Genomic DNA, 23,832 nt, shown 5'->3' with positions numbered 1-23,832 from the left:
GGCGGCGCTGATGCGCGATCAGGCGGCGCTGACGCGCTGGGCGATCCGCCGCCTGAGGTCGCTGACCGTGAACGGCTTGTAGAGAATGTCATGCCCGGCCAGCGCGCCGGGCAGGCGATCCTCGGCCGCGTAGCCGCTGATGATGATGCTGGGCACGCCGGCGCGGATGTCCTCCGCGCGGCGCAGCATTTCCTCGCCCGACATCTTGGGCATCGCGTAGTCGGTGATGATCAGGTCGAAAGCGGCAGGATCGTCCGCGAACTTGCGCAACATCGTCGGCCCGTCGCTCGCAAGCTCGACGCTATGACCAAGCTCGCGCAGCATCTCGGCGGTGGTTTCACGGACGATATCGTGATCGTCGACCAGCAGGATGCGCTGCGGCGGCACGTCCGCCTCATCCACCGTCGCGCCGGCATCCTCGCGGCCGCCGTCGCCGCTGCCGGCCTTCTGTAGCCACAAGTCGACGACAGTGCCGACGTCTGGCGTCGATTCGATCGCGATCCTGCCGCCCGACTGCAAGGCGAAGCCATGTACCATCGACAAGCCCAGCCCGGTGCCCTTGCCCACGTCCTTGGTAGTGAAAAACGGCTCGGTTACCTTCTCCAACACCTCGCGGCTCATCCCCACGCCCTGGTCGCGCACCGACAGGACCACATACGTGCCGGGCGCCAGGCCGACGTCGTTGCCCTCGCCCAGCCGCTCGACCCGGGGGATCACCCGGATCGTGCCGCCGGCCGGCATGGCATCGCGGGCGTTGATGATGATATTCATGAGCGCCAGTTCGAGCTGGCTGCGATCCGCCAGCACGGCGACCTTGCCATCAAGCGGCGCCCATTCGAGCGTTACCAGCCCGCCCAACGTGTGCGTGAGCAGCTCCGACACCTCGGGCGCGAGCGCGGCCAGATCGATCATCGTCGGCTGCAGCGCCTGGCGGCGCGCGAACGACAACAGCCGCGCTACAAGGGTCACGCCCTGCTCGGCCGCGCGGCGAGTCATATCGACGATCTTCTTCTGGTCGTCCGAGAAGGTCGCGCGGCGTTCGAGCAGCGCCATCCCGCCCAGGACCGCTGCCAGCAGGTTGTTGAAATCGTGCGCGATACCGCCGGTCAGTTGCCCGATCGCATCCATCTTGTGCGACTGCAGCAGCTGGCTCTCCAGCTGGCGGCGCTCGGTCACGTCGAGCAGCGTTCCTGCGAAGTGGATGCTGCCGTCGTCGTCCGTCATCCGCACTGCCTGGTCGAGCAGGTAGCGATACGTCTCGTCCTCGCAGCGCCAGCGGTATTCGACCGCCATTGCGCCGCTGTCGGCGCGGTCGGCGATCGCCTTCTTGAGCTCGGGCCGGTCATCGGGATGGACGCGCTCGCACCACGCCTCGGCGCTTTCCCCTCCGTCGCTTGCAAAGCCGCACTGCGTCCCCAGGTCGCCACCGACGAAGCGGCGCTCGGCGCCGTCGCCAGCCTCGATGTAAAGCGCGATCGGCAGCGAACGGATGATCGCGCCCTGCTGTTCCTGCGCCAGCCGCAGCGCGCGCTCGGCCTCGAGCTTGCGGGTGTTGGCGGCTAGGTTCGCGTCGAGCAGCGCCTGTTCCTGTTCGGCCTTTCGCTCGATCTCGCGCGCCATCGCGTAAAGGTCGACGAAGACCGAGACCTTCGAGCGCAGGATCACCGGGTCGACCGGTTTGAACACGTAATCCACCGCGCCCATCTCGTAGCCGCGCATCTGGTGCTCGCGCTCCTTGTTGACCGCGGACAGGAACACGATCGGCACGCGCTTGCTGGCCTCGCGGCCGCGGATCAGTTGCGCGGTCTCGTAACCGTCGATCCCGGGCATCATCACGTCGAGCAGGATCAGCGCGAAATCGCCCGCCAGCAGGTGGCGCAGCGCCTCCTCGCCCGACTGCGCGGTTTCGATCTCGGCCAGGTCCTCGATCACCGTGCGCACCGCCAGCAGGTTGCGCTCGTCGTCGTCGACGACCAGGACGCGCGGCCGCTCGCTCCTTTCGCTGTCGCTCGGCGTCAGCACGGCCTCAGCGCACCTTCGCGGGCTTGCCCGCGCGCTTGATGTCGATCCGCGACTTGGCCAGCCAGACGTTGAGCAGCGCCAGCAGCAGGTCGACGTCGACCGGCTTGGCGATGTAGTCCGAGGCGCCCGCATCGAGGCATTTCTGCCGATCGCCCTGCATCGCCTTGGCCGTCACCGCGATCAGCGGAATATCGGCGATCTTGGCGGTGCGGCGGATTTGCCGCATCGTTTCGTAGCCGTCCATTTCCGGCATCATGATGTCGATCAGGGCGATATCGATGTCGGGGTTCTTCTTGAGGATATCGATGCCGGCCTTGCCCCGTTCGGCGTGGCTGACCTCGATGCCGTAGCTTTCGAGCACGCTGGTGAGCGAGAAGATGTTGCGGATGTCGTCGTCGACGATGAGCATCTTCGAGCCTGCCAGTTCGGGCAGCGCGCGCAGCGTCTCGTGCCTTTCGCCCAGCGTCATCGGGACCTGCCGCGCAGTCGTGCGGGCCATCTTGGCGATACGGTTGAACATCGCCGCCAGCTCGTCGTGGTCGATCGGCTTGCCGCTGACCTCGTCGGCTTCGCGCTCGGCGGCGGGACGGTCGGCGTCGATGCCGGTGATGACATGGACGGGAATGTCGCGGGTGGCCGGATCGTGCTTGAGCAGATCGAGCAGAACGAGCCCGTTGATGTCGTTAAGGCCGAGATCGAGCGTAATGGCGTAGGGCCTGAGCCGGCGCACCAGCGCGACCGTCCCCGAGCCGCCCGTCGCGATCACCGCCTTGAGTCCGCACTCGTGCGCGATCTCGAGGAGGACGCCGGCGAAGGTATCATCGTCCTCGATGATCAGGACGAACGGATCCTGCGCCAGGTCGTCGCGGTCATCAACGATCGCAGCGGGCAGCGCCGCGGCGGTGTCGTCGCCGGTGGCGGTGAAGGTCGACGGCGCTTCGAGTGCGGGACTGCCGGCGTCGGCGAGCGACAGCGGGACCGTCAGCGAAAAGGTCGAGCCCTGGCCGGGATTGGACCGGACGTTGAGCTCGCCGCCAAGCAGGTTCGCGATCTCGCGGCTGATCGACAGCCCCAAGCCGGTGCCGCCATACTTGCGGCTGGTGGTGCCGTCGGCCTGCTGGAAGGCCTCGAAGATCAGCTTCTGCTTTTCGGGCGGGATGCCGATGCCGGTGTCGACCACCGCGAACTCGATTGCGGAGACACCGCGCGAACCCGGTGCCGACGGCAGAGTGACCGGCTTGGCCGAAAGCGTGACGCTGCCATCGCTGGTGAACTTGAACGCGTTCGACAGCAGGTTGAGAACGACTTGCTGAAGGCGCTGCTCGTCGGTGCGGACGACTTCGGGCAGCGCGGGATCGAAGTCGAGGTTGAAGGCCAGCCCCTTCTCGTTGGCGAGCTGGCGGAAGGTGCGTTCCATGTGGAGGCGCATCGCCGCCAGCGACATGTCGCCCAACTCGATCGAGACGGTGCCGCTTTCGATCTTGGACAAATCGAGGATGTCGTTGATGAGATTGAGCAGGTCCGATCCGGCCGAATGGATCGTCCGCGCAAACTCGGTCTGCTTCTCGTTGAGGTTGCCTTGCGCGTTGTCGGCCAGAAGCTTGGACAGGATCAGCAGCGAGTTCAGCGGCGTGCGGAGCTCGTGGCTCATGTTGGCGAGGAATTCGGACTTATATTTCGAGGTCAGCGCCAGCTGCTCGGCCTTTTCCTCGACCGCGCGGCGCGCCATCTCGATCTCGATGTTCTTGGCCTCGACCTGGCGCTTCTCGTTCTCGAGCGCCTGGGCCTTGTCCTGCAACTCCTCGTTGGTGGCGTGGAGCGCTTCCTGGTTGGTGGTAAGCTCGGTCTGGCGGGTTTGCAGCTCCTGCGTCAGCAATTGCGACTGCTTAAGCAGGTCCTCGGTCCGCATGGTGGCCGCGATCGTGTTGAGCACGATGCCGATCGATTCCATCAGCTGATTGAGGAACGACTGGTGCGTCTCGCTGAACTCGCCCAGCGAAGCGAGTTCGATCACGGCCTTGACGTCGTTTTCGTACAGCGCCGGCAGGATGGTGACGCTGGTCGGCAGCGTCTCACCCAGGCCGGAGCTGACCCGCACGAAGTCCTTGGGAACCTTGGGGAGGACGATCGGACGCTTGTCAGCCGCCGCCTGGCCGACCAGCCCTTCGCGCAGCGCCACCTCGCGGCGGGTGCGGGCGCTGTCGTCGGCGCCGTAACTGGCGACCAGTTCCAGCTTCGCTTCCTCGTCCGCCTCGTCCTGTCGGGTTACGTAGAACAGGCCGACCTGCGCGTTCACAAGCGGCGCCAGCTCAGACATGATCATGCTCGAAACGGTCGCCAGGTCGCGCTCGCCCTGAAGCATACGGCTGAACCGCGCGAGGTTGGTCTTGAGCCAGTCCTGCTCGGCATTCTTCAAGGTCTGGTCCTTGAGGTTGCCGATCATCTCGTTGATCGTGTCCTTGAGCGCAGCCATCTCGCCCGACGCCTCGACCGCGATCGACTGGGTGAGGTCGCCGGCGGTAACCGCGGTTGCCACTTCGGCGATCGAGCGGACCTGGTTGGTGAGGTTGGCGGCCAGCTGGTTGACGTTGTCGGTCAGGTCGCGCCAGAGGCCCGCGGCGCCCGGAACGCTCGCCTGCCCGCCCAGCCGGCCCTCGATGCCCACTTCGCGCGCCATGTTGGTGACCTGGTCACCGAAGGTCGACAGCGTATCGATCATGAAGTTGATCGTCTCGGCCAGCGCGGCGATCTCGCCCTTGGCGTCCACGGTCAGCTTGCGGCGCAGGTTGCCCTGCGCCACCGCGGTGACGACATCGGCGATGCCACGCACCTGGTTGGTCAGGTTGGTGGCCATCAGGTTGACGTTATCGGTCAGGTCCTTCCACGTACCGCCCACGCCCGGAACCGCGGCCTGGCCGCCCAGCTTGCCTTCGGTGCCGACCTCGCGCGCGACGCGGGTCACTTCGCTGGCGAAACCGTTGAGCTGGTCGACCATGGTGTTGATGGTATTCTTCAGGGCAAGGATTTCGCCCTTCACGTCCACCGTGATCTTCTTCGACAGGTCGCCGCGCGCGACCGCGGTGGTCACTTCGGCGATGTTGCGGACCTGGCCGGTCAGGTTGTCGGCCATCAGGTTGACGTTGTCGGTCAGGTCCTTCCACGTGCCGCCCACGCCGCGCACATGTGCCTGCCCGCCAAGCTTGCCCTCGGTTCCGACCTCGCGCGCCACGCGGGTGACCTCGCTGGCGAACGAGTTGAGCTGATCGACCATCGTGTTGATCGTGTTCTTGAGTTCGAGAATCTCGCCCTTCACGTCGACCGTGATCTTCTTGGACAAGTCGCCGGACGCCACCGCGGTGGTCACTTCGGCGATGTTACGAACCTGGCCTGTCAGGTTGTCGGCCATGGCGTTGACGTTGTCGGTCAGGTCCTTCCACGTGCCGCCCACGCCCGGCACCTCGGCCTGGCCGCCCAGCTTGCCGTCGGAGCCGACCTCGCGCGCCACGCGCGTGACTTCGCTGGCGAAGCCGTTGAGCTGGTCCACCATCGTGTTGATGGTGTCCTTAAGCTCAAGGATTTCGCCGCGCACGTCGACGGTGATCTTCTTGGAAAGGTCGCCGCGCGCCACAGCGGTGGTCACTTCGGCGATGTTGCGGACCTGGCCGGTAAGGTTGGTGGCCATGGCGTTGACGTTGTCGGTCAGGTCCTTCCACGTGCCGCCCACGCCTTCGACCCGCGCCTGGCCGCCGAGCTTGCCCTCGGTCCCGACCTCGCGCGCCACGCGGCTCACTTCGCCGGCAAAGCCGTTGAGCTGGTCCACCATCGTGTTGACGGTATTCTTCAGCTCCAGAATTTCGCCGCGCACGTCGACGGTGATCTTCTTGGAAAGGTCGCCGCGCGCCACCGCGGTGGTGACCTCGGCGATGTTGCGGACCTGGCTGGTGAGGTTGTCCGCCATCAGGTTGACGTTGTCGGTGAGGTTGGCCCAGGTCCCGCCTACGCCCGGCACTTCGGCCTGACCGCCCAGCTTGCCCTCGGTACCGACCTCGCGCGCGACGCGGGTGACTTCCGACGCGAAGGCGTTGAGCTGATCGACCATCGTATTGATGGTGTTCTTCAGCTCAAGGATTTCGCCCTTCACGTCGACCGTGATCTTCTTCGAAAGGTCGCCCGAGGCGACCGCGGTGGTCACTTCGGCGATGTTGCGGACCTGGCCGGTAAGGTTGTCGGCCATCGAGTTGACGTTGTCGGTCAGGTCCTTCCACGTGCCGGCGACGCCCTCGACCTGGGCCTGGCCGCCAAGCTTTCCCTCGGAGCCGACTTCGCGCGCCACGCGGCTGACTTCGCTGGCAAAGCCGTTGAGCTGGTCGACCATGGTATTGATCGTGACCTTCAGCTCCAGGATTTCGCCGCGCACGTCGACGGTGATCTTCTTGGAAAGGTCGCCGCGCGCCACCGCGGTGGTAACCTCGGCAATGTTGCGGACCTGGCCGGTGAGGTTGTCGGCCATGAGGTTGACGTTGTCGGTCAGGTCCTTCCACGTACCGCCCACGCCCGGCACTTGCGCCTGGCCGCCCAGCTTGCCCTCGGTACCTACCTCGCGCGCGACGCGGGTGACTTCCGATGCGAAGGCGTTGAGCTGATCGACCATCGTGTTGATGGTGTTCTTCAGCTCCAGGATCTCGCCCCGCACCTCGACGGTGATCTTCTTCGACAAGTCGCCCGAAGCGACAGCGGTGGTGACTTCGGCGATGTTGCGGACCTGGCCGGTGAGGTTGGTCGCCATCGCGTTGACGTTGTCGGTCAGATCCTTCCAGGTGCCGGCCACGCCCTTGACCCGCGCCTGTCCGCCCAGCTTGCCCTCGGTTCCGACTTCGCGCGCGACGCGCGTGACTTCGCTGGCGAAGCCGTTGAGCTGGTCGACCATGGTGTTGACGATCTTGCCGATGCGCAGGAATTCGCCGCGCAGCGGACGCCCCTCGATTTCGGTGACCATCGATTGCGACAAGTCGCCCTTGGCGACCGCGCCGATCACCCGCGCGACCTCGGCGGTCGGCTGGGTCATGTCCTCGATCAGGTCGTTAAGCGCCTGCAGCTTGGCTTCCCAACCGCCCTTGGCGCCGCGCACGCGGCCGCGCTGGCCGATCTTGCCTTCCTTGCCGACGACATTCGACAGACGCTCGAACTCACCGGTCATGCTTTCTTCGAGATCCATGACCTCGTTGAAGGTGCGGGCGATCTCGCCGTCGATACCCCTGAGCGACCCCGGCAGCCGGACCGTGAAATCGCCATCGCGCAAGCTGCGCAGCGCGTCGCGCAGCATCGACGCGTCGAGAGTAGACAAGTTGTTGGTATTGCTCACTGAATCGATGCCTTCGTCGCGTCCCATGCGGACAGGCATACAAAGGTTTCAGCGAAGGGCAATTCAAAGGTAGCGGGCGGCGCAAATCCGCCACTCAAGTACGGACGGGCCGGGTCTGGAGCCCGTCAGTCCTGGAGGGTTTCGGCGTCCTGCAGCGCGGCCTTTTCAGCGTCGGCCTTGGCGCGGCGGGCATCGGCAAGCGCGATGCGCTGGGCCATCGCCTCGAAGGCCTTCTGCGATCGCAGGGCGCGGTCGGCAACATTCGCCAGCTTGGCATTGGCAGCCTCGTTCGCCGCTTCGGCGGCGCGGGCTAGGTAGAATTCGCGGGTCTGGCTCATGGACGGTCCTCAATCGGTTGTCAGGATGCGGGCGGCAGGCTGGTGCCCGCCGCCCGGAACCTGGGTCACTCGGCGACGAGGTTGACCGCCGAACGCTTGCCGTTGCGGCCGGTCTCGATCTCGTAGGACAGGCGCTGGTTCTGGGTCAGCGTGTCCATGCCGGCGGCCTGGACTGCGGTGATGTGGACGAAGCTGTCCTCGCCGCCATCGGCCGGCGCGATGAAACCATAGCCCTTGTCGGCATTGAAGAATTTTACGGTGCCTGACGGCATAGTGCGTTCCTTTCAGAAACGAAGTGCGCCCCCGCGCGAAAGTGCACGCGGACGGATGCGAGAGGTCGTGTCTTTGAAAGGAAGTCGTCGAAGCGGCGGCCCATCCCGGTTAAGGTCAGGCCCGTCGAAGCGCCGATGTCCGTCATTGGTTGACGTCAGCAGCGATGTCTTAGCACGGCTCGGCCGAATTACCTAATCGCGGGTCGTTGCCGCCAACCGCCGGCGGTTGGCGGCGACCGGGCGGCGGTAATGCGCAAGCGTTCGCGCCGCCATCGCCTGCGGGCTCTGCAATCCCATCAGCTTGGGCATCAAGGCGAGATTCGCGGCGATCTTCTCGCTCACCATTCGCTCCACCTCAAGCCGCGCGGGTTCGCCGCCGAGCATGATCTTGGCGCTGCGCAGCCACATCACCGCGCCCGCCTCGGCGCCGAGCAGCCAAGTGTCGAACACAAGGTCCGACCAGTTCTTCGTGCGTGCGGTCATCGTCATCGCTCCCTGGCCAGCCCATGCTGCACTGCACAATGCGCGCCGCGGCCGATGGTTGCCAGCGAAATCGTCAGCTGCAACCCTCGACGTACTGAAGCTCGGGCGCGATCCCGACGTGCATCAGCGAAACCTTGCCGTCGGCACCAATCTCGAATCGCAAGTCCGGGCCGGTCTTCCCCTCACCCGGCGCGGTCAGGTACTTGCCCGGCGCGGCGACATATTTGTGGGGGCTCTCGCGGAAGCCCGGGAATTTCGCCGTCACCTCGGTCTCGCTCGAGCCGGGACCGACCCCCTCGACCAGCTTTACCGTGGACCGCGCGCCGACCGTAATGCGCCGCACGCCATCCTTGTTGACGATCGCGTAGACGCCGGGATAGTCCGGCGAGGTCGCGATGCGGCAGCTCGGCGAGGCTTCGTCGGTGCCCAGCTTCCAGTGCGAATCCGCAGCGATCGGCTTGCCGAAACGAAGCTCGCCCAGACCGTCGAGCGTCAGCACTTGCGCCACCTGCGCCGAAGCGCTCGGCGTCGCTGTCGAGGTTGCCGCGGCGGTCGGCTCGGCGACGTCGGCTGCTGCAACCGAACCGGATGCTTCCGGAGCAGGCGCTCCGCCCGAGCAGGCGGCGAGCGCGAGAACGAGCGAGGCAGGCAAGGCGGGCTTCAACATTGTCCAATGGTCTCCTGAGCAGGCCACAGGGGCGCGCGGGCTCCTTTTACTTTCCACGGGTGCGGCCCGATTGCCACCCCCGTACCGTGCCCGGGCGGCATCGCGGCATTAGCCAACGGCGCCCGGCCGCGCTAAACCTGCGCAGAATGGCCGCTACCGCTCTTACCGTCCTGGTCGACGCCGACGCCTGCCCGGTGAAGGAGGAAATCTACAAGGTCGCCTTGCGCCACGGCGCTGAAGTGGTGATCGTCAGCAACAGCCCGATCCGCATTCCGGCCCACCCGCTGATCCGCCGCGTGCTGGTGTCGGACGCATTCGACGCCGCCGACGACTGGATCGCCGAAGCAGCAACGCCGCGCTGCGCCGTCATCACCGGCGACATCCTGCTGGCGGACCGATGCCTGAAGGCCGGCGCGCGCGTGCTGGCGCCGAGCGGCAAGCCGTTCGAGGCCGCGTCGATCGGGGCTGCCATCGCGACGCGCGCGATCATGGCAGACCTGCGCGCCGGGATGGACGGCATCACCGGTGGTCCGCCGCCATTTTCGAAGGCAGACCGCTCGCGATTTCTCCAGGCTCTCGACCGCGTTCTGGTCACGCTGGCCCGATAGGGCGATTTCGCGCGCATTCCGCCACCGACCGGCCTAGGCTTTGGATGGGCGCCTTCCGCGCCGATGGGAACAGGTCATGGCCAAGGGCCAGAAAAAGTCGAACAAGGAAGCACGCAAGCCCAAGGCGGAAAAACCGCCCAAGCAGAACGCTTCGAACCCCAGCACGAAAGTCGGCGTCGTGTCCGGGCTGGACAACATGAAAAGCGGGCGTGGCTGACACGCGCGGCGGAACACGCGCGCCCCGATAGCGTTGCCGGTCCATGCGCAATCGTTCCGTCATTTCGCTGGCCCTGGTGGCGGGCGCTGCCCTTGCCGTTTCCGCCTGTATCCCGCGCGGCGGCCCGGTGGGCAATGCCGCCGTGCCCCAGCCCGCCAAGGCGGTGAGCCTCGGTGCCTACCTCGGGCCGTGGTACGAATATGGCCGCTATGAAAACAGCTTTGAAAAGGATTGCGAGGCGGTCACCGCCAATTACGCGCGCCGCTCCGACGGTCTGATCCGCGTTACCAACACCTGCCGGCAAGGCAGTGTTGACGGCAAGGTCAAGCAATCTGTTGGCAAGGCGAAGATCGTCGAAGACAGCGCGGACGCGAAACTGAAGGTCAGCTTCTTCGGCCCGTTCTACGGCGATTACTGGGTGCTGGACCGCGGTGAGCCCGGACCGGACGGTCTTTACCCCTGGTCGATCGTCGGCGAGCCGAGCGGCCGCTACCTGTGGCTGCTGACCCGCGCCCAGCGGCCCGACGAGGCCACCCGCGCGCTGCTGGAACGGCGCGCACGCGAGCTTGGATACGACTGGAGCCTGGTACGCCTGACGCGGCACTAGCCGCGCGGCGCGGTCCCCTTGGCTTTCCGGGCCGGCTTTCCCGCCCGCGGCTTCGCCCCGCTTTTCGCTCCGCTCTTGGCCTGGTGCGCCGCGATCGCTTCGTCGATCGCGGCGATGCGCTGACGTTCGGGGGTGCCCTGCGCCAGGCCTTTCAGCCGGCAGGTCGCCCACAGCTGGCGCCGCTCGGATTCGAGTGCCTTGAGATAGAGATCGGCCATCGCCCATCCCTAGGCGGCAATCGGCGGCGGCGCCAGCGCCGAGGCGGGCGTCAGCTTTCGGAGATCTTCTCGATCGTCTGGCCCGACAGCCGGTCGCCCGCGCTGGCGACGACGTCGGCCAGGGCCACCACGCCGACCAGCGCATCATTGTCGGTCACGTAGAGACGCCGGATCTGCTTGTCCTGCATCAGCTGGGCGGCCTCGTCGACGTCGCAATCGGGGGCTACGCAGACCGGGTCGGCGGTCATCACGCCGGAGACCGGTTCGTCGCAGCTCATCCCCTGGGCCACGCCGCGCACGGCGATGTCGCGGTCGGTCACCACGCCGGCCAGCTTGCCACCGTCGAGCACGGGGACCGAGCCGAAATCGCCCGCCTGCATCTGCGCGGCGACGGTCTTGAGGCTGTCGGTCGCGTTGGCCGCCTGGGGATCGGCGGTCATCAGTTCGGAAATCTGCATGGGGGCATCCTTTGCTTGATGGGTACCCCGGGCCAACGGGCGGGAGGGCGCGAATGTTCCGCCCGCCCGCCGCGCCGGTCAGGCGGTTCGCAGCACGCCGTCACGCCCGGCTTCGGCGCGGGCCCGCGGCAGCAACACGCCGAACGCGACCGCGACCAGCAGCAGCGCCGGCACATCGCCGACCAGGTGGCCGCCCTGCATCGGATCGGCCGAGGCCTGCGCCGCCATGATCACGGCGTGGACCGCGCTGGACACCGCGGTGAACCAGATCAGCGAGGCATGGGCGAGCGGATCGCGCGCTGCCGCGATCAGGAACAGGCCGAGCGTGGCATAGACCCCCACGATCATCATGAAATAGTGCGACGCCATCGGCGGACCATCGTGCCAGGCCCAGCCGGCCGGCCAGACGATCGTCAACGGCCAGACCAGGCAGAACACCGCGCCAAAGGCGACGAGGGCGATTTGCAGCAGGCGTGTGTAAGTCATGACGGGTCCCCTTCCCCAAGGAAGCGACCCGGGCCGAAACCTGCTCCCGTTCGCTCCGCAAGGCAAGGGCCCGGCGGACGGCTGCTTGACACCTTTGACACGGTCCAGGGCGACTTGTTGCCCCGCGCCCGAACCCGCCGAAACCCTTGCCTCGCGCCGCTCGCCCGCCCGGCCCGGCCGCGGGACCGGCGCGCAAGGTCACGCACGGCTGTGACTTTTGCCGCGGGCCGGGTGCCAGGTCTGATGAAGCGATCCACCGCCCGGCTTAAGGCAAAAATCGCCGCTGTAGGAAAGCGCCGGTGCGCGAGAGGGTGATGGACCGGCGCGGGAACCCGGCGAATCGCCGCGGCGTTGTGGTAGGCGTATCAAGGAGATAGGCCATGTCCGAACGCGAACTCATCCAGCCGCACGAAAAGCGCTATCAACGCCGCAACGACGACGGCACCTTCGGCGACAGCGACGACCAGCACCGCTCCTTGAGCCAGGACGACCAGCGCCACGCGAAAACCAAGAAGCCGCGAAACGAAGGCGACAAGGGCGACTGATCGGGCGTCTGGCCACGCAGGCCCGGGACCCGGGCCGGGGCGCAAGGATTGGGTAGGAATGCTTCGGTATCAGGGCGGCTGTCGTCGGCCTGACAGGACCCGCCATGGCGTTTGCATTGCCACCCGAACTCGTTGCCCTGATCGACAAGCCCTGGCTGCTGGCCATCGTGCTGGCGGCGGGCGCGGCCATGGGCATCGCGGTCGAGCGGGTGACCGAAGGGCAGAAGCGGGCCGAGCGCCGCGCCTATTGGGCGGGCCGCAAGGCGGGCGGGCGCGGCCCGTTCACGGCCGTCGAGGGCACGGCGGCGCGCCGCATGCTCGACGCGGCCGAGCAACTGCGCTGCGTTATGGAGGCGGAGTTCAGCCCGCGCGCGCTGCTCAACCGGCCCGAAGCGGCGGTGTTCGACGCGCTGGACAAGGCCGTGGCCGCGCGCGGCGGCTGCTGGCAGGTGATGGCGCAAGTCAGCCTGGGCGAATTCCTGTCCTCCCCCGATCCGCAGGCCTACGCCGCGATCAATGCCAAGCGCGTCGATTTCGCGCTGATGGACCCCCAGGCCCGCGTCCGCCACGCGATCGAATACCAGGGCACCGGCCACCACCTCCCCGGCAGCGCCGCCGCCGCGCGCGACGCGGTCAAAAAGGAAGCCCTGCGCAAGGCGGGCATCGGCTACCACGAGGTTGTCGCCGGCCACACGACGCCGGCGGAGTTGCGGCGGCTGGTGGAGCGGTTGGTGGTGGGTGAGTAGCGGGCCATGCGCGCGATGGTCGTCGTTCAGACAGGCAGGCCCTTCGGCGCCCCCAGCAGCATCGTCAGCGCGCCAGCGCGGAGCGGACGCGCGGGAATCAGGCTGCCTTCGGTGCTGGCGTGCCGCGCAACAGGCCGCTTGTGCTCAAGTCCTCGTCAAGATCGGGCCAGTGGATTCCATAGCCGCCTCCACAGATCGTCCAGTTGGCGCGCTGCTCCGGGGAGGCACCAGCAAGGCGGGGATACCATGCCGTGGGGACAGCAATGGTGCGGCCGTCCATCAAGTCGACTGTCAGGGTATCGTCGCTGATGCGCACGTCGCTGACGCGTTCGTCAGTTACCCGTTCCAAAATGGTCATGCCATGCCTCCAGCATCGCGTCGCGGTGTTCGGCCACGATGCCGAGTATGGCACCGATCTCCTTCGGGCGAAAGCCGCGGCTCGCGGCAAGACTGGCGGGATCGAGCCAAAGCTTGGCGGTCGCATCGTCGCGATCGACGTGGATGTGCGGCGGCTCGTCGCCCTCGTTGCTGAAGAAGTAGAAGCGGTAAGGGCCGATCCTCAGGACGGTGGGCATGGCGTGCTCCTTGCGATAGTCGCCCTTAGGAGAGCCAACCGCGTCGATCCGACAAGCTTACAAAAGCCATATATAGCTTTGTCATATGTGCTTGGAGCCGTGCATCAGTCGTGCTCACGATCACCCTGACCGATATACAACTCGCGCCCGCCTTCGTTGTAGAGCCGGCTCATCTCGTCCATGCCCTTCTCCGCCTCCTCGGCGGCGATGAACGTTTCGGGGGCGCTGTTCTGCTTCGCGGCGAAATCCCGCACTTCTTGCGTGATCTTCATTGAGCAGAACTTGGGGCCGCACATTGAGCAGAAGTGGGCGGTCTTGGCGCCTTCCGCCGGGAGGGTTTGGTCGTGGTATTGTTCGGCGGTGTCGGGATCGAGCGACAGGTTGAACTGGTCGCGCCAGCGGAATTCGAAGCGGGCGCGGCTGAGGGCGTCGTCGCGCAGTTTGGCGGCGGGGTGGCCCTTGGCGAGGTCGGCGGCGTGGGCGGCGAGCTTGTAGGTGACAACGCCGACCTTCACGTCGTCGCGGTCGGGCAGGCCGAGGTGTTCCTTCGGCGTGACGTAGCAAAGCATCGCGGTGCCGAACCAGCCGATCATCGCGGCGCCGATGCCGCTGGTGATGTGATCGTAGCCGGGCGCGATGTCGGTCACCAAGGGGCCCAAGGTGTAGAAGGGCGCTTCGCCGCAGGCGGCGAGCTGCTTGTCCATGTTCTCCTTGATCTTGTGCATCGGCACGTGGCCGGGCCCTTCGATCATGACCTGGACGTCCTGTTCCCAGGCGCGCCTGGTCAGTTCGCCCAGCGTGTAGAGCTCTGCGAACTGGGCTTCGTCGTTGGCGTCGGCGATGGAGCCGGGGCGCAGGCCGTCGCCCAGGCTGTAGGCGATGTCATAGGCCTTCATGATCTCGGTGATCTCGTCGAAGCGTTCGTAGAGGAACGATTCCTTGTGATGCGCCAGGCACCACTTGGCCATGATCGAGCCGCCGCGGCTGACGATCCCGGTGACGCGCTTGGCGGTCATCGGGATGTAGGGCAGGCGCACGCCGGCGTGGATGGTGAAGTAATCGACGCCCTGTTCGGCCTGTTCGATCAGGGTATCGCGGAAGATCTCCCAGGTCAGGTCCTCGGCCACGCCGCCGACCTTTTCCAGCGCCTGGTAGATCGGCACGGTGCCGATCGGCACCGGGCTGTTGCGCACGATCCATTCGCGCGTGTCATGGATGTTGCGCCCGGTGCTGAGGTCCATGACGGTGTCGGCGCCCCAGCGGATCGACCACACCATCTTGTCGACTTCGGAGGCGACGTCGCTGGCCACGGCCGAATTGCCGATGTTGGCGTTGATCTTGACCAGGAAGTTGCGCCCGATCGCCATCGGCTCCGATTCCGGGTGGTTGATGTTCGACGGGATGATGGCGCGGCCGCGGGCGACTTCCTCGCGCACGAATTCGGGGGTGACGTGATCGGGGATGGAGGCGCCCCAGTCCTGCCCGTCGCGCTGCAAGGCTTCCTTCAGCGCCTCGCGCCCGACGTTCTCGCGGATGGCGACGTATTCCATCTCGGGCGTGATGATGCCGCGGCGGGCATAGTGCATCTGGCTGACGTTCGCGCCGCCACGCGCGCGCAGCACGGTGCGGCGCACGTTGGGGAACGCGGGCACGCCGCCGGAACGATCGGGGCCAAGCTGGCCGTTATCCTCCGGCCGGACCTCGCGCTGGGTCACCTCTTCCACGTCACCGCGGGCACGGATCCAGTCGCGGCGCAGTTCGGGCAGGCCGGCGGCGATGTCGATGGTGGCGGCAGGATCGGTGTAGGGGCCGGAGGTGTCGTATACGCGCACCGGCGGTTCGCCGCACGAGGGTTCCAGGTTGATCTGCCGCATGGCGACGCCGAGCGGGCCGACGTGGACCTTGGACGAGCCGCGGATCGGCCCGGTCGTGACATTAACCGGCTCTCCCGAGGGGGCGATTTCGAGCTTGCTGTTGATGTCGGCCATATGCGCGCGTGTCCTTCGAAGGACGGAACAAGAGCGCGGTTGCCGGCCCTCCCTCCGCCCGTGCTAACGGGTTCAGGTTCGACGGGTCGGGTGGAGCCTAGCCCACCCCTCTCAGCGCAGGCGCGCTCCCCGGGGATGGGCGCGGTTGTAGGGCGGCGCGGGGCGCGCGTCTAGGTCTTGACCTCGCCCGCCTTGGGCACGCCGTCATGCCCGCCGAACTTGTTGCGCAGCGCCGACAGGAAGCGGTTGGCGGTGCCGGTATCGTCGTGGCTGGTGAAGCGCGCGAACAGCGCGTCGGCGATAACCGGGGTGGCCACGCCCTGCTCGATCGCGGAGTTGAGCGTCCAGCGCCCTTCGCCCGAATCGGCAACGCGCGGGCTGTAATCGTCCAGACCCTTGCCGCCGGCCAGCGCCTCGGTCCCCAGGTCGAGCAGCCACGAGGACACGACCGAGCCGCGGCGCCACACCTCGGCAATCGCGGCGAGATCGAAATCGTAGGCGCGCTCGGACGGGACGGCGGGATCGGCGGCGCTGGCGAACAGCGCGAAGCCTTCGGCGAAGGCCTGCATGATGCCGTACTCGACCCCGTTGTGGACCATCTTCACATAGTGCCCGGCCCCCGCCTTGCCGCAGTGGAGCCAGCCGGATTCGCCCGGCGCCTCTGGTTTGTCCTGGTGCGCGGGGGTGCGCGGGGCGGCCTCGATCCCGGGGGCCAGCGCCTTGAAGATCGGCTCGTTGCGCCGCACCGCCACGTCGTCGCCGCCGACCATCAGCGAGTACCCGCGGTCGAGCCCGAACAGCCCGCCGCTGGTCCCGCAATCGAGGAACGCGATATGCCGTTCGGCCAGTTCGGCGGCGCGCCGAACGCTGTCGCGGTAATAGGAGTTGCCGCCGTCGATGATCGTGTCGCCGGGCGACAGCAGTGCGGTGAGCTGGTCGATCACGCCCTGGGTCGGCTTGCCCGACGGGACCATAATCCACACGGTACGCGGCGCGTCCAGGCCCGACACCAGCGCTTCCAGGCTTTCGCAGGGAACGGCGCCGGTTTCCTCGGCCAGGGTGCGGCGCTCGTCCGCGTCGAGCGAAAAGATGTGCGCTCGCACGCCTGCTTTCGCAAGGCGGCGCACCATGTTGCCGCCCATGCGGCCAAGCCCGACGAATCCGAGGTCCATGTGCCGATCCCTTATCCTAGAACGTGTACCCGATCCCGCCGCCCACCAGGAACGTGCCCTTCTTGCCGCGTAGCGACACGATTGGCGAGGCCGCCGTATCGCCCAGCTGGCGCGAATAGCCGCCCAGCAGGAATACGGCCGCGCCCCCGTTGGTGAGGTCGCCGTCGAGGTCGAAGCCAGTCAGCAGGGTGGCGCCGGCGCTGGTCCAGCCGCCGCGGGCGGCAAACGCCGGCAGCCCGCTGGCGAGCGACTGCGCCGGGGTGACCGAGGAGTAATAGTCGACGAAGCGGTCGCTGCCGTGCGTCGCCGACAACGACAGCGTGGCGGCGATCCCGCGGCTGAGCGGGGTGAGGTAGCTGACCGACGGGGTCACCAGCGTGCCGCGGTGCGCGCCGTTGACGTCCTTCAGCACGTCCACCGTCATGCTGAGCTTGTCGTACGGGTTCAGCACCTGGCTGAAGCCGAGGCCGACCGTGCCGCCCAGTTCGATGGCTTTCTTCTTCTTGCCGAGCGCGGCCACGTAGGGATCCTTGATGGACCCGCTCCGCTCGAACCGCAGCGCTGCCACCGGGCCCAGGATCAGGTCGACCTTGCCGCCGCTGTTGTTGATGAGGTCGAACGCCAGGCCGGCGCGGCGCGGGCTGATGCCGATCGCGCCCAGCTTGCCGGTCACCACCGGCAGCACGCTGAGCTTGTAGTCGTTCGATCCCGAATAGTCGGGCGCATAGGCGGCACCGGCGCCCGCGGTCAGCCAGTTGCCATCATAGACCGAGGCCGGCCGCGCCGGCGGCGCGCTATCCCCCGGGGGCGGCGCGGTCGGCGCGGTGGCGTCCTGCGCGGCGGCGGGCAGCGCCCAGCTGGCGGCCAAGGCGGATACGGCAAGGAATGCGTGGCGGATGGACATGAAACGGTGCCCCTTTCGCGCTGGCAAACGCACGCTGCCGGGCGATGTTCCGGCCCTCAGGCCACGCCGGCGCGCCTCAGTTCCGGCCCAAGCCGCCCGGTCAGCCACAGCGCCCACATGCGGATTTCGGCGGCCAGGCTCCACAGCGGATGGGTAAAGGTCGCGGGCCGGTTGCGCTCCACCGCGAAGTGGGCGAGCCAGGCAAGGCCGTAGCCCGCCACCGGCAAGGCCGCGAACAGCGCCATTCGTCCCGTCAGCAGCGCAGCCAGCGCGATCACCGCCAGCAGCGATGTTCCCACGTAATGCAGCGCGCGCGTGGCCGGGCGGCTGTGCTCGCGCAGGTAAAAGGGCCAGAACTCGGCAAAGGTGCGAAAGCGCGTCGTCACCGCTTCAGGCTAGGCGCCGGCGCGGCCGGGTCAAGCCTCGGTCGAGGCGGGCTTGGCCGTGTCGGCTGGATCGGCATCGGCGGGCGCCCCGTCGGCGCCGTCCGCCTGCTGCGGCGCGGCCATGGCGGCGGCGGCATCGGCGCGGGCGGCATCGGCGCGCATTGCAGCGGCTTCGGCCCGCGCCGATTCGCGCTCGGCCCGGGTCACCTGGGCCTCCGCCTCGGACTGGAGGCGGGCGAAACGATCGTCCTGTTCGCGCTGAAAGGCGATGTAGCGATCGCGCTCGGCCGCATCGATGCCGTGGTAGATGTTGAACTCGGGCGCGACGCTCTCGGGCGTGCCGAAGTTGTAGGCGACCTGGTCGGGCTGGACCAGCGTGGCGACCTGCGTTGTCGGCAGGCGGGCGCGCCAATCGTCCTCGGCATGGGTGGCCATGGCGGTGGGGGTGGTCATGCCCAGGAACGCGCCGAACAGGGCGCCGCCCAGGATGGCTCCGGTAACGATCTGCCTGGCGTTCATCGCGCGTCCTTTTCATTCGCGGCCTGTGCCGTCTAAAAGCACGCAGACGGCCCCGGGTTCCGGAACCGATGGCGCGGCCATGCGTCAGGGGGGCGAACCGACACGACGAAGGACGATTTTTTACGATGCTCGAACACGTACCCGTCTGGCTGGGCAAGGCGATCTCGAAGCTGCGCGCCGGCCACGGCAAGCTGGCGGTGGCGCGGCTGGGGGGCGAGGATACGCTCCACGCCGGCGGCTTCACGCTGACCAGCCCGGCCTTCGCCGACGGCGCCGCGCTTGACCCGATGTTCACCGCCGACGAGGAGGACGCCTGCGCTCCGCCGCTGGCCTGGACGGCGCCGCCGGCCGGCACGAAGGGCCTGGTCCTGATCGTCGAGGATCCCGATGCGCCCGCCCCGCAGCCGCTGGTCCACTGGCTGGGCTGGGGCATGAAGCCGGCCGCCGGGGTGCTGCTGGAAGGCGAGGAGCCGCCGGTGCTGGGCGAAATGTCGATGAATGCCAGCGAGTGGCTCGCCCCCGATCCGCCGCCGGGCCACGGCGTGCACGACTACGTTTTCCAGCTCTTCGCGCTCAGCGAACCGCTCGAACTCTCGGTCGGCAGCGACCGCGACGCCGTGCTCGACGAGATCGAGGACACCGTGCTGGGCGTGGCGGTGCTGACCGGCACGTACAAGCGGGACTGACGAGCGGCTTCGCCGGCGCATGAGGGCGGCGCGCGCAGCTATTTCACGGCGATGATCGTCAGCCCGTTCAGCAGCCGCTCCAGATGGGCGCGGCCCAGCGTGGTCCAGACGTTGTACAAGCAGCGCTGGCCGGGGACGATCAGGTAGGCGACCGACTTGACGCCCAGGCCCTTGGGGTTGGCGTCAGTATAGGCGCCGAAGCCTTCGCGGCCGAAACCGGCGTAGGATGCCGGCGGCAATTTCCCGATGTCGTTGGAGGCCCAGGCGTAAGGCCAGGTGCTGGCCAGGCGGCTGCGGCGCGCGGCGTACGGCAGGTCGTCATCGGGTAGCGCGCCGACCCCGGCGATACCGTAGGCCGAGCGCTGCGCCGGGGTGTCGAAGGCGACCGCCCAGCCGCCGGCGAAATTGGCGCGGCGCGCGTTGCCGCCGGCGGCGCCATCGGCGGTGAAGGCGAGCGGGGCACAGCGAGCGCGGTTGTCCGCCTTGGCCCATTCGGCGCGGGTCAGCGCGGCCGCGAGCGGGCCTTCCGGCGAGTGCGTTCCGGTCGACGGCGAGGCGTAGGGATCAGGGCCGATGGCGACCGCGTGATCCTCGGCCACCCCATGATCGTCGCTGGGAAAGGCGGATGGGCCGTGTGCGGCGGCGGAGGGCTCGGCGGCGCTGTCGGGCGACTTCTGGCAGGCGCCGGCCAGCGTCAGGGCGAGCAGCGGAGCGAACATGCGGGCTGTTTTCATATCGGCGGGAACGCGGCGCCGCGCCGAACGGTTGCGATCCCGCGGGGCGAAGCGTGGAGACGCCGCGATGATCCGCAAGCTCAAGTCGGGCGAATACCGCCTCTATTCGCGCAAGGTCGACCCCAAGACCGGCAAGCGCCGCAACCTTGGCACCTTCGATAGCCGTGCCGGCGCAGAGCAGCACGAGCGCGATGTGCAGTACTTCAAGCGTCATTAGGAACAGGCAGGTCGACGGGGCGTTGTGCAGACCTTCGTTCCACTACCCGGGGTTCCTGCCATGCTGCTGACCATCGCCATCGTCCTTGCCGTCCTGTGGCTGCTGGGCGTCTTCGCCTTCCACGTCACCGCCGGCGTCATCCACATCGTCCTGGTCGTCGCGGTGATCGCGCTGGTCGTCCACTTCGTGCGCGGCCGCGGCGCGGTCTGACCACTCGGCGCCGCTACAAAAAAGAGCTATTTCGGACCGCGCGGATCAGCCGCGCGGGCATAGATTGCGGGCCGCGCGGAACAGCCGCGCGGCCCGTGCATTCGCCGGGGCATGACTTCAGCCGATATCGCCCGCCCCACCAACACCCGGCTCAGCCTGCACGCCCACATCGATTACAAGCTGGCCTGCCCGACCGACCTGCTGCTGCAGATCGAGGCGGCGGTTCTGCCCGAGCAGCGCATCGACAAGGCCTGGATCGATATCTCACCCGTCGCGCATTTCGCCCGCGTTTCGGGCCACGACGGCATCGGCGACCGCATCTGGCTGCGCGCCGACCAGCGCCTGACCGTCGACTATACGGCCACAATCGAAATCCAGCGCATCGTGCGCGACGTCGCCGGCCTGGCCGCGGTGCCGATGCACCAGTTGCCGGGCGAGACGGTCGAGTACCTGTTCGGGTCGCGCTACTGCCCGGTCGAGACCTTCGCCGCGCTGGTCGACGACGAGTTTCCCGGCACCCAGGGCGGTGATCGCATCGCCGCGATCCGTGACTGGATCGGCCAGCACATCGCCTATCGCGCCGGCAGCAGCGACAGCCAGACCGACGCGCTGGTCACGTACGTCAGCCGCGAGGGTGTCTGCCGCGATTTCGCCCACGTGATGATCGCACTGGCGCGCGCCTCCAACATCCCCGCGCGCTTTGCCAGCGTCTTTGCGCCGCGCGTCACGCCGCCCGATTTCCACGCCGTTGCCGAGGTTTTCCTGGCCGGCGAATGGCACCTGGTCGATGCCACCGGGATGGCTCACGAAGGCGAGATGGCCAAGATCGGCGTCGGCCGCGACGCCGCCGACGTGTCCTTCCTGACCGTGTTCGGATCTGCGGAAATGCTTCGCCAGCAGGTCGAAGTGGTGCAAATTTGACGCAGAAATCGTGAAATATTGTTGCGCAGTCGCTCGGTTCATCGCGCAGTTCGACACGGTTGGTCCTGAATCGGGACCTGTTCAGGAAACGGTTTTCGGCGCCCCTGCATTGCCGCCGAACCATGAGCACCAACATTCACACCCTTCGCCTGGCCCCCGTCGCGATTGCCGCGACGCTGGCTTTTGCCACCCCCGCGTTTGCGCAGGAAGCCGTGCCCGCAGCGGCGCCGGCACCCGCCCCCGCCCCTGCCCCGACGATCGTGCTGCCCTCGTTCGATCCGGCCCCGGCGCCCAGCGCTGCGCCAGCGGCGACGGCACCCACCACGACCGCCAGCAAGGCGGCGCCCGCCCGCAGCAGCGGCGCCGCCCCGGCCGACCGCACGGCCACCCGCACCGCGACCAGCCACTCGGCTTCGACCAGCACGGCGCGTAGCGCTGCCCCGATTGCGGCGGCGCCTGTAGCCGCTGCTCCTGCCGCAGCCGCGCCGCTGCCGAATGCCGAGGCGGCTGCGCCCGCGCCGATCGATCCGGCTCCGGTCGCGGTGCCTGCCCCGGCGCCCGCGGCAACCACGTCGCCCGCGGATAACGGCAATGTCCTGGCACTGGCCGGGCTGGCGGGAATCCTCGCCCTGGGCGGTGTCGCCATCGCCGCTTCGCGCCGCCGCCGGGTGACCGCCGATGACTATGTCGAGGAAACGGCGATCGACACCCCGGTCGCCGAGGTTCCCGTGGTGGCGAGCGAACCGGCCGAGAGCATGCGTCCGGCTTACGAACCCGCGGCCGTCACGCCTTCGTACGGCGAGGCCGCCGCGGCCGGTATCGGTGCCGGCGCGCTGGCGCTGCAGCGCGTTCCCTCGACGCCCGAGGGCCGCGCCGAGATGCTGGACCGCATGACCCGCGCCGAGCCCGATGAGGCCAACCCGTTCCGCTCGCCCAAGGCGCGTCGCCGCCGGGCCCGCCTGATGATGCAGGGCATGATCGCCCGGCAGGACCAGCGCGGCGAACCTGCGCGCAGCGAGACGCGCACCGGCACGAGCTACGACTGGAACAGCCTGCGCCCGGCCGCTGCGCCCAGCCGCGAGCTGACCGACGCCTGATCTCGGGCAAAGCCCCCGCCGCGCGGCAACGCGCTGCAACTGACCCGCCCGGCACACGCCGGGCGGGTCTTTGCTTGCGCCGCGCGCGGCGGGCCGTAATCTCGCCGCCATGACTCGCACCCTGACGCGCCTTGCGCTGCTCGCCTCCGCCGCCTGTTCGTTTCCCGCGCTGGCCGCCCCCACTCCCGAGCAGGTGGCACTGGCCGCGCTCAAGGCCGCGCCGGTCATGGATGCGCACAACGACGTGCCCGAGCAGCTGCGCGACCGGCGCAAGGACGTGCTGGGCGTGCCGGGCCAGCCGGGCGCGTTCGATTTTCGCGACACCACCAACACCGCCGATGCCGCCGCCGGCCTTGCCCCGATGATGACCGACCTGGCCCGCATTCGCAAAGGTCACCTCGGCGCGCAGATCTGGTCGGTCTACGTGTCGGCCGGGCTGACCGACCAGCAGGCGGTGCAGGCAACCCTGGAACAGATCGACGTGATGAAGCGCGTGATCGCGCAGAACCCGCGCGACATGCAGCTGTGCGGCACCGCCGCCTGCGTCGAGGGGGCAATGAAGGCCGGGCGCGTCGGCTCGATGCTGGGAATGGAGGGCGGCCACTCGATCGGCGGCTCGCTGGGCGTGCTGCGCCAGATGTACGAACTGGGCGCCCGCTACATGACGCTGACCCATTTCAAGAACACGCCCTGGGCCGACAGCGCCACCGACGCCCCGCTCCACGGCGGGCTGACCGACTTCGGCCGCACCGTGGTCAAGGAAATGCAGCGCATCGGCATGCTGGTGGACCTGGCGCACGTCAGCGCCGACACGATGCGCGATGCACTGGAGGTGGCGCGCGCACCGGTGATCGTCAGCCATTCGAACGCCCGCGCGATCAACAGCCATCCCCGCAACGTCCCTGACGACGTGCTCGACCTGATCAAGACCAACGGCGGCATCGTGATGGTCAATTTCTATCCCAGCTACGTGGTCGAGGCGACGCGCCAGTGGGACGCCAGCAAGGCGGCCGAAAAGGCCCGCCAGGACGCACTGAACCGCGGCGATCCCAAGGCGGCGGCGTCCGCGCTCGACGCCTGGGTCAAGGCCAACCCGATGCCGATCGGCAGCGTTGCCGACGTTGCCGACCACCTCGACTACATCAAGAAGCGCATCGGCGCCGACCATGTCGGCCTGGGCGGCGACATTGACGGGATCGAGGTCGCTGTGAAGGGCATGGAGGACGTTTCGGGCTATCCGGCGCTGTTCACCGAACTGGCGCGGCGGGGCTGGAGCCAGGCCGAGCTGGAAAAACTGTCCGACCGCAACATCCTGCGCGTGCTCAAGGCCGCGGAAGCCTTCGCCGCCGCGCACAAGGCCGATCCGCCTTACGAGAGCGCGACCACCTTCTAGG

28 protein-coding genes are annotated in these 23,832 nt (G+C 67.9%); 11 read left to right on the top strand and 17 right to left on the bottom strand.

What is annotated here, in order from left to right:
• Positions 1 to 18 precede the first annotated feature (18 nt).
• The 6 genes from ACOYW6_RS12565 to ACOYW6_RS12540 all read right to left on the bottom strand — a co-directional run bounded on the left by ACOYW6_RS12565 (position 19) and on the right by ACOYW6_RS12540 (position 9,144).
• Positions 19 to 2,022 (bottom strand): response regulator, encoded by a 2,004-nt coding sequence (locus ACOYW6_RS12565; protein ID WP_423141644.1) that lies wholly within the window; start codon positions 2,020 to 2,022, stop codon positions 19 to 21.
• A 4-nt stretch (positions 2,023 to 2,026) separates the two neighbouring features.
• Positions 2,027 to 7,411, bottom strand: coding sequence for a HAMP domain-containing protein (locus ACOYW6_RS12560; RefSeq protein ID WP_423141643.1), 5,385 nt, complete (start codon positions 7,409 to 7,411; stop codon positions 2,027 to 2,029).
• Positions 7,412 to 7,509: 98 nt separating this feature from the next.
• Entirely contained in the window at positions 7,510 to 7,722 is a 213-nt protein-coding gene (locus ACOYW6_RS12555; protein ID WP_423141642.1) for a hypothetical protein, read from the bottom strand.
• Positions 7,723 to 7,787: 65 nt separating this feature from the next.
• Positions 7,788 to 7,994: a cold-shock protein gene (locus ACOYW6_RS12550; protein ID WP_423141641.1), complete on the bottom strand. Its 207-nt coding sequence runs from the start codon at positions 7,992 to 7,994 to the stop codon at positions 7,788 to 7,790.
• 192 nt (positions 7,995 to 8,186) lie between these two features.
• A complete protein-coding gene (locus ACOYW6_RS12545) occupies positions 8,187 to 8,477 on the bottom strand; it encodes a hypothetical protein (protein ID WP_423141640.1) in 291 nt (96 codons plus the stop codon).
• A gap of 73 nt (positions 8,478 to 8,550) precedes the next feature.
• Positions 8,551 to 9,144, bottom strand: coding sequence for a hypothetical protein (locus ACOYW6_RS12540; protein WP_423141639.1), 594 nt, complete (start codon positions 9,142 to 9,144; stop codon positions 8,551 to 8,553).
• A gap of 146 nt (positions 9,145 to 9,290) precedes the next feature.
• Between ACOYW6_RS12540 and ACOYW6_RS12535 the strand changes: the two genes are divergently transcribed.
• From ACOYW6_RS12535 to ACOYW6_RS12525, 3 genes are all read left to right on the top strand, one after another.
• Entirely contained in the window at positions 9,291 to 9,752 is a 462-nt protein-coding gene (locus ACOYW6_RS12535) for a YaiI/YqxD family protein (RefSeq protein WP_423141638.1), read from the top strand.
• 76 nt (positions 9,753 to 9,828) lie between these two features.
• Positions 9,829 to 9,969 (top strand): hypothetical protein, encoded by a 141-nt coding sequence (locus tag ACOYW6_RS12530; protein ID WP_423141637.1) that lies wholly within the window; start codon positions 9,829 to 9,831, stop codon positions 9,967 to 9,969.
• Between the two features lie 43 nt (positions 9,970 to 10,012).
• Positions 10,013 to 10,576, top strand: coding sequence for a lipocalin family protein (locus ACOYW6_RS12525; protein ID WP_423141636.1), 564 nt, complete (start codon positions 10,013 to 10,015; stop codon positions 10,574 to 10,576).
• Here ACOYW6_RS12525 and ACOYW6_RS12520 read toward each other — a convergent pair.
• The 3 genes from ACOYW6_RS12520 to ACOYW6_RS12510 all read right to left on the bottom strand — a co-directional run bounded on the left by ACOYW6_RS12520 (position 10,573) and on the right by ACOYW6_RS12510 (position 11,738).
• A complete protein-coding gene (locus ACOYW6_RS12520; RefSeq protein WP_423141635.1) occupies positions 10,573 to 10,794 on the bottom strand; it encodes a hypothetical protein in 222 nt (73 codons plus the stop codon). The two genes, ACOYW6_RS12525 and ACOYW6_RS12520, sit on opposite strands and share 4 nt — an antisense overlap.
• A 50-nt stretch (positions 10,795 to 10,844) precedes the next feature.
• Positions 10,845 to 11,252 (bottom strand): CBS domain-containing protein, encoded by a 408-nt coding sequence (locus ACOYW6_RS12515; protein WP_423141634.1) that lies wholly within the window; start codon positions 11,250 to 11,252, stop codon positions 10,845 to 10,847.
• A gap of 78 nt (positions 11,253 to 11,330) precedes the next feature.
• Positions 11,331 to 11,738: a DUF6632 domain-containing protein gene (locus ACOYW6_RS12510; RefSeq protein WP_423141633.1), complete on the bottom strand. Its 408-nt coding sequence runs from the start codon at positions 11,736 to 11,738 to the stop codon at positions 11,331 to 11,333.
• Between the two features lie 380 nt (positions 11,739 to 12,118).
• Between ACOYW6_RS12510 and ACOYW6_RS12505 the strand changes: the two genes are divergently transcribed.
• Together ACOYW6_RS12505 and ACOYW6_RS12500 are read left to right on the top strand one after the other, a co-directional pair.
• Positions 12,119 to 12,283, top strand: a complete 165-nt coding sequence (locus ACOYW6_RS12505; RefSeq protein ID WP_423141632.1) for a hypothetical protein — start codon at positions 12,119 to 12,121, stop codon at positions 12,281 to 12,283.
• 104 nt (positions 12,284 to 12,387) lie between these two features.
• Entirely contained in the window at positions 12,388 to 13,029 is a 642-nt protein-coding gene (locus ACOYW6_RS12500; protein WP_423141631.1) for a DUF2726 domain-containing protein, read from the top strand.
• Between the two features lie 97 nt (positions 13,030 to 13,126).
• Here the strand turns inward: ACOYW6_RS12500 and ACOYW6_RS12495 are convergent, their stop codons facing one another.
• From ACOYW6_RS12495 to ACOYW6_RS12465, 7 genes are all read right to left on the bottom strand, one after another.
• Entirely contained in the window at positions 13,127 to 13,387 is a 261-nt protein-coding gene (locus ACOYW6_RS12495; RefSeq protein ID WP_423141630.1) for a DUF2442 domain-containing protein, read from the bottom strand.
• A complete protein-coding gene (locus ACOYW6_RS12490; protein WP_423141629.1) occupies positions 13,362 to 13,604 on the bottom strand; it encodes a DUF4160 domain-containing protein in 243 nt (80 codons plus the stop codon). Before ACOYW6_RS12490 ends, ACOYW6_RS12495 begins: the two co-directional genes overlap by 26 nt.
• Before the next feature lie 104 nt (positions 13,605 to 13,708).
• Positions 13,709 to 15,592: a phosphomethylpyrimidine synthase ThiC gene (thiC, locus tag ACOYW6_RS12485; protein ID WP_423141628.1), complete on the bottom strand. Its 1,884-nt coding sequence runs from the start codon at positions 15,590 to 15,592 to the stop codon at positions 13,709 to 13,711.
• Between the two features lie 170 nt (positions 15,593 to 15,762).
• A complete protein-coding gene (gene gnd / locus ACOYW6_RS12480; RefSeq protein WP_423141627.1) occupies positions 15,763 to 16,764 on the bottom strand; it encodes a phosphogluconate dehydrogenase (NAD(+)-dependent, decarboxylating) in 1,002 nt (333 codons plus the stop codon).
• Positions 16,765 to 16,780: 16 nt separating this feature from the next.
• Positions 16,781 to 17,668: a MipA/OmpV family protein gene (locus ACOYW6_RS12475; protein WP_423141626.1), complete on the bottom strand. Its 888-nt coding sequence runs from the start codon at positions 17,666 to 17,668 to the stop codon at positions 16,781 to 16,783.
• Positions 17,669 to 17,724: 56 nt separating this feature from the next.
• Entirely contained in the window at positions 17,725 to 18,054 is a 330-nt protein-coding gene (locus ACOYW6_RS12470) for an Mpo1-like protein (RefSeq protein WP_423141625.1), read from the bottom strand.
• A gap of 30 nt (positions 18,055 to 18,084) precedes the next feature.
• Complete coding sequence (locus tag ACOYW6_RS12465) at positions 18,085 to 18,573, bottom strand: hypothetical protein (protein WP_423141624.1); 489 nt, start codon at positions 18,571 to 18,573, stop codon at positions 18,085 to 18,087.
• 125 nt (positions 18,574 to 18,698) lie between these two features.
• Between ACOYW6_RS12465 and ACOYW6_RS12460 the strand changes: the two genes are divergently transcribed.
• Positions 18,699 to 19,259 carry a YbhB/YbcL family Raf kinase inhibitor-like protein gene (locus ACOYW6_RS12460; protein WP_423141623.1) on the top strand — a complete coding sequence of 187 codons (561 nt, stop codon included), beginning with the start codon at positions 18,699 to 18,701 and terminating at the stop codon, positions 19,257 to 19,259.
• A 38-nt stretch (positions 19,260 to 19,297) separates the two neighbouring features.
• Here the strand turns inward: ACOYW6_RS12460 and ACOYW6_RS12455 are convergent, their stop codons facing one another.
• Positions 19,298 to 19,993, bottom strand: coding sequence for a hypothetical protein (locus tag ACOYW6_RS12455; RefSeq protein WP_423141622.1), 696 nt, complete (start codon positions 19,991 to 19,993; stop codon positions 19,298 to 19,300).
• A 67-nt stretch (positions 19,994 to 20,060) separates the two neighbouring features.
• Between ACOYW6_RS12455 and ACOYW6_RS12450 the strand changes: the two genes are divergently transcribed.
• The 5 genes from ACOYW6_RS12450 to ACOYW6_RS12430 all read left to right on the top strand — a co-directional run bounded on the left by ACOYW6_RS12450 (position 20,061) and on the right by ACOYW6_RS12430 (position 23,831).
• Complete coding sequence (locus tag ACOYW6_RS12450; protein ID WP_423141621.1) at positions 20,061 to 20,210, top strand: hypothetical protein; 150 nt, start codon at positions 20,061 to 20,063, stop codon at positions 20,208 to 20,210.
• A 60-nt stretch (positions 20,211 to 20,270) separates the two neighbouring features.
• Positions 20,271 to 20,420: a lmo0937 family membrane protein gene (locus tag ACOYW6_RS12445; protein ID WP_423141620.1), complete on the top strand. Its 150-nt coding sequence runs from the start codon at positions 20,271 to 20,273 to the stop codon at positions 20,418 to 20,420.
• Positions 20,421 to 20,531: 111 nt separating this feature from the next.
• The gene (locus tag ACOYW6_RS12440; RefSeq protein ID WP_423141619.1) at positions 20,532 to 21,341 is read left to right on the top strand and encodes a transglutaminase-like domain-containing protein; all 810 of its coding nucleotides are present in this window, start codon (positions 20,532 to 20,534) and stop codon (positions 21,339 to 21,341) included.
• Between the two features lie 122 nt (positions 21,342 to 21,463).
• Positions 21,464 to 22,438, top strand: coding sequence for a hypothetical protein (locus ACOYW6_RS12435; protein ID WP_423141618.1), 975 nt, complete (start codon positions 21,464 to 21,466; stop codon positions 22,436 to 22,438).
• A 109-nt stretch (positions 22,439 to 22,547) separates the two neighbouring features.
• Positions 22,548 to 23,831, top strand: a complete 1,284-nt coding sequence (locus ACOYW6_RS12430) for a dipeptidase (RefSeq protein WP_423141617.1) — start codon at positions 22,548 to 22,550, stop codon at positions 23,829 to 23,831.
• The last annotated feature ends 1 nt before the right edge of the window (position 23,832 follow it).

It is taken from the genome of Parablastomonas sp. CN1-191 (genome assembly GCF_049354825.1).
Classification (GTDB): Bacteria; Pseudomonadota; Alphaproteobacteria; order Sphingomonadales; family Sphingomonadaceae; genus Novosphingobium.
Note: the sequence above shows the minus strand (reverse complement) of the source record. Positions and strands in the feature narration are given on the sequence as shown.